We start from the raw sequence: 11,026 nt of genomic DNA on the forward strand, positions 1-11,026 counted from the left end.
ACGGTGCGGGGGACGGGTGTGGCTGGCTTATTGAAAGCACGCGCAGCGCGGCTGTGTGCGGGTGTGGCCGCTCTGTCTGTGCTTGCGCAGGTCGCCACCCCGGACGTGGCCCGTGCCGACACCGTTACCGTCACAGATCAAGCTGCGTTTGCCACGGCAGTCGAGGCGGCCATCGAAACTGGCCAGCCGGACACCATCACTGCGCAAGGTGGATCGAGCTTCATTTCGGGCGCGGACTGGACTCTTCCCGGCGCCGGAAGCTCGCTCCAGCTAACCTTCAACACCTCGCCATTCATCATCGGCAATGCTGACGGCGACGCGGCCCTGACGCTGAGCAGCACGTCGACCCTCACCGTCAACACGACAAGCGGCAGCTCGGCCGGCCGCATCGAGATCGGCAATGGCGGCAGCGGCACGCTGAACATCTCAGGCGGCACGCTTCAGGTGAATCTGGCCGACACCAGCACCGCACCCGGAACGTCGGTCGGCCGCATCTGGGTCGGCGGCGGCTCCACCAACACGACCGGCGGCTCCGGCACCGTCAACATGACGGATGGCGAGCTGCTCTATGTCGCCAATGCCGGCAGCCTGAACTATGGCGGCCTCGCCATCGGCCGCGGCACTGGCGTGACGGGTGGGTTCAACCAATCCGGCGGCGAAGTTAGCTTCAACAGCGCCGGCAGCCTCGATCTCGGCACGCAGGGCGGGACGGGCACCTACGCCTTGTCGGGCGACGCGGTATTCGATGCCTCCTCCGGCGGCATGACCGCCTATATCGGCTCGCGCACATCGGGCGCGGGGGGAAGCGGAACCGCTGCCAGCGGCACGCTCACGATCTCCGACAACGCCCAGTTCTCGATGACCACTGGCAGTTTCACCGGCGGCCAGCTCTATGTCGGCGATTCCAAGGGTGTCGGCGTCATCACCCAGGACGGCGCCGGTTCCGTCGTCACCCTCGGCCTCGCCAATCCCATTCGCTTCGGCAGCGACGTCAGCAATTATGGCACCGGCGGCACCGGCACCTACAACCTCTCCGCCGGCACGCTCTCGGTGCAAAATGTCGGCGGCTCGCCGCAGCTTGTCTTCGGCGCCGCATCGGGGGGCACGGGCACCTTCAATATTTCGGGCGGGTCCGCGGATGTGGCGACCACGTTCATTCTCGCCAGCGTCTCGGGGTCGACCGGCACGGTCAACCTGACCGGCGGCACGCTCACCCTTTCGGGCAGCAGCTATCTCTCCTTCGGCTCGGGCACCGGCACCTTCAACCTTGATGGCGGCACCTTCTCCGTCGGCGGTACCAACGGCATAAGGGGAACCGGCGCGTTCAATTTCGGCAATGGCACGCTGCTTGTCAGTTCCACGCTGACCACGTCGAACGCGATGACGCTGAAGACGGGCGCGACGGCGACCGTCAACACCAATGGCAACAGCGCCACCCTCTCCGGCGTGCTGTCGGGCGACGGCGGGCTGGCGAAGACCGGCGCCGGCACCCTCACCCTGTCGGGCACCAACACCTATACGGGCGGCACCACGGTTTCGGCCGGCACGCTGGAGATCGGCTCCAACAGCGCGCTCGGCACTGGCACGGCGACCGTCACGGCAGCCGCCACGCTGGCATTCGGCGTCAGCGCCACCGGTGTGTCCAATGCGCTTGTGGTGAACACCGGCGCCACCGCCACGCTCAACGTGGCCTCCGGCTCGACGACGCTCAGCGGCGCCATTTCCGGCATGGGAGCCGTGACGAAATCCGGCGCGGGCACGCTCACCCTCACCGGGACCAACACCTCCGCCGGCACCCTGACGGTCGCCGCCGGCACCCTCACCGCCGGGGCGGCCGGCGCTCTGTCGAGCAGCGCGGCGGTCAGCCTCTCCGACGGCGCGACGCTGAACCTCACCGCCAGCCAGATCATCGCCGGGCTGTCCGGCAGCGGCACGGTGACCACCAACACCAACAACCTGACCGTCAACATCGCCACCGACAGCACCTTCAGCGGCACCATCACCAATGGCGGCTTCGGCTGGAACTCCTCCTACGGCACCTTCACCAAGGCGGGCAGCGGCACGCTGACCTTGTCCAACGCCACCATCACCGGCGGCGAGAGCTATATCCAGGGCGGCGCGGTCTCCGTCACCAGCGGCACCTCCGCGGTGGATTATCTCGCGGTCGGCACCGGCACCAGTTCGGGCACGCCGAACACCGGCTCGCTCCTCGTCTCCGGCGGCACGCTCAATATCGGCACCGCCCTGCAGGTCGGCGATTGGGGCGGCACCGGCACGGTGACGCAGACCGGCGGCATCGTGAACGTCGCGGCGACCTGCGGCGACCTCTCCCACTGCGCCAGCCTGAATATCGGCAATCAGGGCGGCACCGGCACCTACACCATCTCGGCCGGCACGCTCAATCTCATCGGCGGCCTCAATAATCTCGGCCGCAGCACCGGCACCCGCGCCGCCAGCACCGGTACGCTCAACATCAGCGGCACCGGCACCGTCGTCGTGCAGACGAGTGTCGACGGACCGGCGAGCCTGGTGCTCGGCAACCGCGAGGTCGGCGCCACCAACAACGGCACCGGCGCCATCTACCAGACCGGCGGCACGCTGACGATCTCGGCGGATTCGCACCTCTATCTCTCGGCCTACGGCGCCGGCCGCTACGACCTGCTGGGCGGCACGCTGCAGGTGGGCGGCACCGGTGGGCTGCTCGGGAACTACACCGGCGGCAGCGGCACCTATGTGTTCAACCTCGGCGGCGGCACAATCCAGGTCATCGGGTCGAACCTCGTCACATCAGTGAAAGCGACGCTGGTCGCCGACACGACCAGCACCATCGACACCAACGGGCTCAACGCCACCTGGTCCGGCGTCCTTTCCGGCAGCGGCGCGCTGACCAAATCAGGCGCCGGCACCCTCACCCTGTCCGGCACCAACACCTATAGCGGCGACACCACCCTTGCCGCCGGCACGCTGTCGATCGGCGCCGACGCCAATCTCGGCGATGCGGGGCAGGCGCTGATCTTCACCGGCGGCACGCTCGCCACCACGCAGACCTTCACCTCGGGCCGCCGCGCCGACTTTACCGCCGATGGTGTCTTCGCCGTGGCGACCGGGACGACGCTCACCCTCAACGGCCCCCTCGAAGGCGACGGCGCGCTCGTGAAGTCGGGTGCCGGCACGCTGGTTCTCGCCAGCGAGAACACCTATCGGGGCGGCACCGAGCTGAACGCCGGCACGCTCTCGGTCAGCGACAACCTCAATTTCGGCGAAGAGTCGGGAGGGCTGACCTTCAATGGCGGCACGCTCAAGACCACGGCGAGCTTCGAGACCGGCCGCTCCGTGTCGCTCACCGGCGCCGGCACCATCAGCACCGACGCCTCCACCACGCTCACCCTGTCCAGCATCATCTCCGGCGACGGATCGCTCACCAAATTAGGCGCCGGCACGCTGGTGCTCGCCGGCACCAACACCTACGGGGGCGGCACCACCCTCTCCGCCGGGACGTTGCAAATCTCTGCCGATGCCAATCTGGGTGGCGCGGCCGGCGGGCTGACCTTTGCCGGGGGCACGCTGAGCACGACGGGCAGCTTCAGCTCCGCCCGTACCGTCGCGTTGACCAGCAACGCAACCATCGTCACGGCTGACGCCACCGCGCTCACCCTGTCCGGCGTCATCTCCGGCACGGGCTCGCTCACCAAGTCGGGCAGCGGCACGCTCGTCCTCACGGGCAGCAATGCGTACACCGGCGGCACCACCGTCTCCACCGGCACGTTGCAGGTGTCGGCGGACGCCAATCTCGGTGGCACCGGCGCGCTCACGCTCTCCGGCGGCACGCTGGCAACGACGGGCACTTTCAGCTCCAGCCGCAACGTCACCCTCACCGGCACCGGCACGATCAACACCGCCACCGGTACGACGCTCACCCTTTCCGGGGTGGTCTCCAGCGGCGCGCTGGCGAAGACCGGCGCCGGCACGCTCATTCTGACCGGCACCAACACCTATACCGGCGGCACCTCGGTTTCGGCTGGCACGCTGGAGATTGGCTCCAACAGCGCGCTCGGCACCGGCACGGCGACCGTCACGGCAGACGCTACGCTGGCCTTCAACAGCAGCGCCACCAGCGTGTCGAATGCGCTTGCCGTGAACACCGGCGTCACCGCCACGCTCAACGTGGCCTCCGGGTCGACGACGCTCAGCGGCAATATCTCCGGCACGGGAGCCGTGACGAAATCCGGCGCCGGCACGCTCGTGCTCACCGGGTCCAATACCTATTTGGGCGCGACGGAAGTGGCAGCCGGCACCCTCACCGCCGGCTCGACCGGCGCGCTGTCCACCAGCACGGCGCTGACCGTGGCGAGCGGGGCGACCTTCAGCCTGGACGCCGCGCAGCTCCTCATCGGCTCGCTCGCCGGCGCGGGCAATGTCACGACCGGAACGAACGCGCTCATCGCCGGCCTCGACAACACCAACACCAGCTTCTCCGGCACGCTTGCCAACTTTGGCACCGCCTATGGCGGCGAGGCCGCCGGCACCTTCTCCAAGGCCGGCACCGGCACGCTGACGATCGACGGGGCAACCATCGCCGGTGGCGAAGCCTATGTGTTCGGCGGCACCGTCGCCGTCACCAGCGGCACGGCGAGCGTCGATTATTTCTCCGTTGGAACGTCCACCACCTCCGGCACGCCGAACACCGGCACGTTGGCGATCTCCGGCGGCACGCTGAATGTCGGCGTCGGGCTGCAAATCGGTGACTGGGGCGGCACCGGTACGGTCAACCAGACCGGCGGCACGCTCAACATCTCAGCCACCTGCGGCGAGAGCGCCAATTGCGCCTCGATCAATATCGGCAATCAGGGCGGCACCGGCACCTACAACATCAGCGCCGGCACGCTCAGCATCCAGGGTGGGCTCAACAATATCGGCCGCAACTCGGGCTCCAACCCGGCGGGCAGCGGCACGCTGAACATCAGCGGCACCGGCACGGTCGAACTGAGCACCGGCGTGTCCGGCGGCGGCACGCTGATCCTCGGCAATCGCGAGCCCGGCGCCTCCAATGGCCAGAGCACGGGCACCATCACCCAGACCGGCGGCACCTTCCGCGTGCGCTCTGGAACGACCTTCTACCTCTCCGCTTATGGCGATGGCCGCTACGATCTCAATGGCGGCGTGTTCGAGCTGGGCGGCGACCTGCGGACGCGATTCGGCGCCAGCAGCCCCACCGGCACCTACGCCTTCAATCTTGGCGGCGGCTCGATCCGGATCATCGACAACGCCATCACCACGGCTGTCAACGCAACGCTGGTCGATGGCGTGACCACCAGCCTCGACACCAACGGCTTCGGCGCCACCTTCTCCGGCGTCCTCTCCGGCGGTGGCGGCCTCGCCAAGACCGGCTTGGGCACGCTGACCCTCTCAGGCACGAACACCTTTACCGGAGGCATCTCGGTCACTGCGGGCACGCTGTCGATCGTCGCCGATGCCAATCTCGGCGATGCGGCCGGCGCGCTGACGCTTTCCGGCGGCGTCCTCGCTTCCACCATCTCCTTCACCAGCGCCCGCACGATCCATCTCGGCGCGAATGGCGGTACCTTCTTTAACACGGGCGCGGTCACCCTCACCTTATCAGGCACCCTGGACGGGACCGGCACGCTCACCAAGATCGGCGGCGGCACGCTGGTGCTCGCGGGCACCAATTCCTATACCGGCGCCACCACGGTCTCCGCCGGCACTTTGCAAGTCTCGACCGCGAACTTCTCGGCGAACATCCTCAACAACGGCACCGTCGCCATTTCGCAGACGACGGACGGCACCTATGCGGGCGTGATTTCCGGCACCGGCGCTCTGACCAAGCTTGGCTCCGGCGTGGTGACCCTCACCGGCACCAACACCTATGAGGGCGGCACCACCATTTCCGCCGGGACGCTGCAGATCGGCAATGGGGGCGCGGCGGGCAGCATCACGGGAAACATCACCGACAATGCGGCCCTGATCTTCAACCGCTCGGACGACGTTACCTATAGCGGCGACATTTCGGGGACCGGCACCCTGACGCAGGCGGGCAGCGGCACGCTCATCCTGTCGGGGACCAATACCTATTCCGGCGGCACGACCATTTCCTCTGGCACCGTCGAGATCGCGGCCAATGCCGGACTCGGCACCGGGGCACTGACCCTCGCGGGTGGCACCCTCTCCACCACCGACACGTTCACGTCCAGCCGCAATGTGAGCCTGTCCAGCAGCTCCAGCATTTCCGTCGCCACTGGCACGACGCTGACGCTCAGCGGCATCATCTCCAGCACGGGCGGGCTCACGGCGAACGGCGCCGGCACCCTCGTCCTCTCGGGCACCAACGCCTATGGCGGCGTAACGACCGTTTCCGCCGGGACCCTGCAGATCGGCGCCGGCAGCACCACCGGCGTCGTCGCGGGCGATATCGTCAATAACAGCGCCCTGGTGTTCAACCGGTCGAACAATATCACCTATGCCGGCGTCATCTCGGGCACCGGCTCGGTGACGCAAGCGGGCGCTGGCACCCTCACCCTGTCGGGGTCGAACACGTTCACCGGAGGCCTGTTCGTCTCCGCCGGCACGGTTTCGGTGGCAGAAGACGCGGATATGGGGGGCGTCACCAATCAGGTCACGCTCTCCGGCGGCGGCATCCTCTCAGTAGGTGCGGCCTTCACCAGCGACCGCACCTTCCATCTCGGCACGGGGGGCGGCACGATCTTCGCCGACTCCACCAACAACCTCACCTTGACGGGAACGGTGGACGGCAGCGGCGGGCTGACGAAGACCGGGACCGCTACCCTCACCCTTTCCGGCACCACGTCCTATACCGGAGCGACAACGGTCTCCGCCGGCACTCTCCAGATCGACACGGCGAGCTTCTCCTCCGACATCGTCAACAACGCCACAGTCGCCTTCGGCTCGGACCTCACCTATGCCGGCACGATCTCCGGGACGGGGAAAGTCACGAAGAACGGCACGGGCACGCTCATCCTGAGCGGCACAAACACCTATTCAGGCATCACGACCATCTCCGCCGGCACCTTGCAGGTCGCCAGCGATACGGCCCTCGGCAGCGGGACACTGACCCTGGGTGGTGGCACCCTGTCCACCACCGGCACCTTCACTTTCAGCCCGAATGTGACCCTTACCAGCAGTTCCTCTGTGTCCGTCGCCACCGGCACGACGCTGACGCTGAGCGGCATCGTCTCCGGGACCGGCTTCGGACTGACGGCGAACGGGGCCGGCACGCTCCTCCTCTCCGGCATCAATACTTATAGCGGCGGCACCACCATCGCGTCCGGCACGGTCCAGATTGCAGCCAACAGCGGCCTTGGAGCGACAAATGGGACCGTCACGTTTTCGGGGGGAACCCTGGCGGTCACGGGAACCTTCACCAATTCGCGCGTCACCACCCTGTCCGGGAGCGGCGGCACAATCGCGCCGGCAGATGGCGCGACCCTGACCTGGAACGGAAAGATCAGCGGGAGCGGCGCGCTGACCATAGCGGGCGCCGGGACCTTGGTTCTCGGCGGGGCCAATGACTATACCGGCGGCACGACCATCAGTGCCGGCACGGTGAGGATCAATGCCGACAGCCGTCTTGGCGACGCAAGCGGCGCCTTGACCCTGGCGGGCGGCACACTTGCGACCACAGCGGTATTTTCGACGAGCCGCGACATCACCGTCACCGGCACGGGATCCCTTGCCGCAGCCGCGAGCACGACGCTGACCGTGGCCGGGGTGATCGCGGGGACGGGGGCCTTGGCGCAGACCGGCGCCGGCACCGTCATTCTTTCGGGCGACAACACTTATTCGGGCGGGACGGCCATATCGGCCGGCACGGTCCAGGTCTCCTCGGACGGCAATCTCGGCAATGATGCGGGTGGCCTGACCTTGTCGGGCGGCGGCAAGCTCGCGGCGTCGGCCACGGTCACGTCGAACCGGGCGGTGGCCCTCGACGGTGCCGGGGCGTTCGCGCCGGCAACCAGCATGAGTCTGACGCTCGGCGGCGTGATTTCCGGCCTCGGATCGCTGACCCAGTCCGGCGCGGGAACGCTCATCCTTGCGGGAACCAACACCTATTCGGGTGGCACGACCGTCTCGGCTGGAACCCTGCAGGTGTCCGCCGACGCCAATCTCGGCGACACCTCGGGAAGCCTCACCATTAGCGGGTCCAGCAGCAGCCTCGTCACCACCACAAGCTTCAGTTCCGGCCGGGCCGTGACCCTCGCCAACGGCTTCATCAAGCCCGACAACGGTACCACGCTCACACTGTCCGGGGTGCTCTCCGGTACCCTTCTCAGAATGGCCGGCGGAGGCACGCTCGTCCTCACCGGGACCAACACCTATACGGGAACCACCAGCATAAGCGCCGGCACGCTTCAGGTGTCGGCCGACGCCAACCTCGGTGCCGGCACCCAGATCTCGTTCACGACCGGCACGCTGGCGACCACGGGAACGTTTTCATCCACCCGCACTGTGTCCTTGAACGGCGCCGCCACCTTCGCCCCGTCCACCGGCACGACGCTAACCCTCACCGGGGTGATCTCCGGGAGCGGCTCGCTGACGCAGGCGGGGACGGGAACGCTGATCCTGTCTGGGACGAGCACCTACACGGGTGGGACCACGGTCTCGGCGGGGACGCTTGAGGTGTCGGCGGACAGCAATCTCGGTGGCACAGGTTCGCTGACGCTCAATGGCGGCACCCTCGCCACGACGGGCACTTTCAACCTCGTCAGATCCGTATCGCTCACGGGCACCGGCACCTTCTCCCAGGCTGCCGGGACGACGTTGTCCGTGATGGGTAACATTACGGGCAGCGGCGGGCTGATCAAGACCGGCGAAGGTACGCTGGTTCTGGAGGGCACCAAAACCTACAGCGGCGGCACCACGGTGGCGGCCGGAACGCTCGAGATCGGCGCGAACCAGAATCTCGGGAACAGCTCTGCCGGCCTGACCCTGTCCGGCGGCACGCTGTCCGTAATCGGTTCGTTCTCTTCGAGCCGCGCGGTTACACTGACCAGCAGCACCAGCAGCACCATTTCCACGGACGATGGGGTGTCCCTCACTCTCGGCGACACTCTCTCCGGCGGGGGGGCGCTGACCAAGAGCGGCCTCGGCACGCTGATCCTCACCGGGACCAACACCTATTCCGGCGGCACGACCCTCTCCGGCGGCCTCCTGCAGATTTCGGACGATGCCAATCTGGGCGGCAGCACCGGCGGCCTGACCCTTGCCGGCGGCGCGCTCGCCGTCATCGCGGACATCACCTCCGCCCGCACGGTCTCGATGACCGGCAGCAGCGCCATCAATGTCGACCCCGCCCGCACCCTGACCCTGACCGGGGACATTTCCGGCAGCGGTTCCTATGCCAAGACCGGCGACGGCACGCTGATCCTGACGGGCGATGACACCCATGACGGCGGCACCAGCATCTCCGGCGGCACGCTGCAGGTGGGTGATGGCGGCACATCCGGCAGCCTCGCCGGCAATGTGAGCGTGGACGCGGCGCTGGTCTTCAACCGGTCGGACGATCTCACCTTCACCGGCGAAGTGTCTGGCCAGGGCACCCTCACCCAGGCCGGCACCGGCACGCTGACGCTGACCGGCGCAAGCAGCCATGGCGGCGGCACTACCATCTCGGCCGGCACGCTGCAGATCGGCAATGGCGGCAGCACCGGCGCCATCACCGGCGATGTGGCCAATGACGGCGCTCTCGTCTTCAACCGCTCCGATGACGTCACCTTCGACGGCACCATCTCCGGCTCCGGCTCGGTCACCCAGGCCGGATCGGGCACGCTGACGCTCACCGCCGACAACCTCTATGCGGGCGGCACGCTCATTTCCGCCGGCACGCTGAAGGTCGCCTCGGACGCCAAGCTCGGCGACGCAGCGGGCGGGCTGACCCTTTCCGGCGGCGGCACCCTGGCCGCTTCCGACAGCTTCTCCTCGGACCGCGCCATCGCCCTCACCGGCAACGGCGCCTTCGCGCCCGACGGCATCGCGACGCTGACCCTCAACGGCATCATCTCCGGCGCGGGGTCGCTGACCCTCTCCGGCGACGGCATCCTGGCCCTGACGGCCACCAACACCTATTCCGGCGGCACGACGCTCAGAGCCGGCATCCTGCAGGTCTCCGCCGACGCCAATCTGGGCGGCCCGCTCGGCGGCACACCGGGCGGGACGCTCGGGAGCCTCACCCTTGATGGCGGCACGCTAGCCACCACCGACACCTTCACCTCGGCCCGGGCGCTCGCCTTCACCTCCAGCGGCACCTTCCAGACCGCCAGCGGCACCACGCTGACGCTGACCGGCGCCATGACCGGCCAGGGGACCATCTACAAGACCGGCACCGGCACCCTCATCCTCGCCGGCACCAATACCGAGAATGATTACGGCGTCACCATCTCGGCGGGCACGCTGCAGATCGGCAATGGCGGCACATCCGGCGTGCTGCTGGGCGACGTGAGTAATAACGGCGCCGTGGTCTTCAACCGCTCTGACAGCACCACCCTCTCGGGTTTCATGGAAGGGTCCGGCTCGCTCACCCAGGCGGGCACCGGCACGCTGACGCTCGGCTTTGCGGGCAATTCCTATACCGGCGGCACCTTTGTCACCGCCGGCACGCTCTCGATCGGCGCCGACGGCGCGATGGGCGATGCGGCGGGCGGGCTCACGCTGGCCGGCGGCACGCTGGCGACGACCGCCACCTTCACCTCCGCCCGCGCCGTGACGCTCACCGGTACCGGCACGGTCAGCACGGCGGAGAGCACCACGCTCACGCTGAGCGGCGTGCTCTCCAGCACCGGCGCCCTCTCCAAGTCAGGCGCCGGCACGCTCGTCCTGTCCGGCACCAACCTCTACGAGGGCGGCACCACCGTCTCCGCCGGCACGCTGCAAGTGGCCGCGAACGAGGCGCTGGGCGATGCCTCGGGTGGGCTCGGGCTCTCCGGCGGCATACTCGCGACGACCGCGACCTTCAGCTCCGCCCGCGCCGTCACCCTCAGCGGCACCGGAACCCTCG

1 protein-coding gene is annotated in these 11,026 nt (G+C 68.1%); it reads left to right on the forward strand.

Features of this window, described 5'->3' with window-relative positions; all coding sequences use genetic code 11:
• Positions 1 to 63 precede the first annotated feature (63 nt).
• Positions 64 to 11,026, forward strand: a 10,963-nt coding sequence (locus A3M1_RS26605; RefSeq protein ID WP_018391441.1) for an autotransporter-associated beta strand repeat-containing protein, incomplete at its 3' end; no start/stop codon positions are given.

It is taken from the genome of Ancylobacter sp. FA202 (genome assembly GCF_000380205.1).
Classification (GTDB): domain Bacteria; phylum Pseudomonadota; class Alphaproteobacteria; order Rhizobiales; family Xanthobacteraceae; genus Ancylobacter.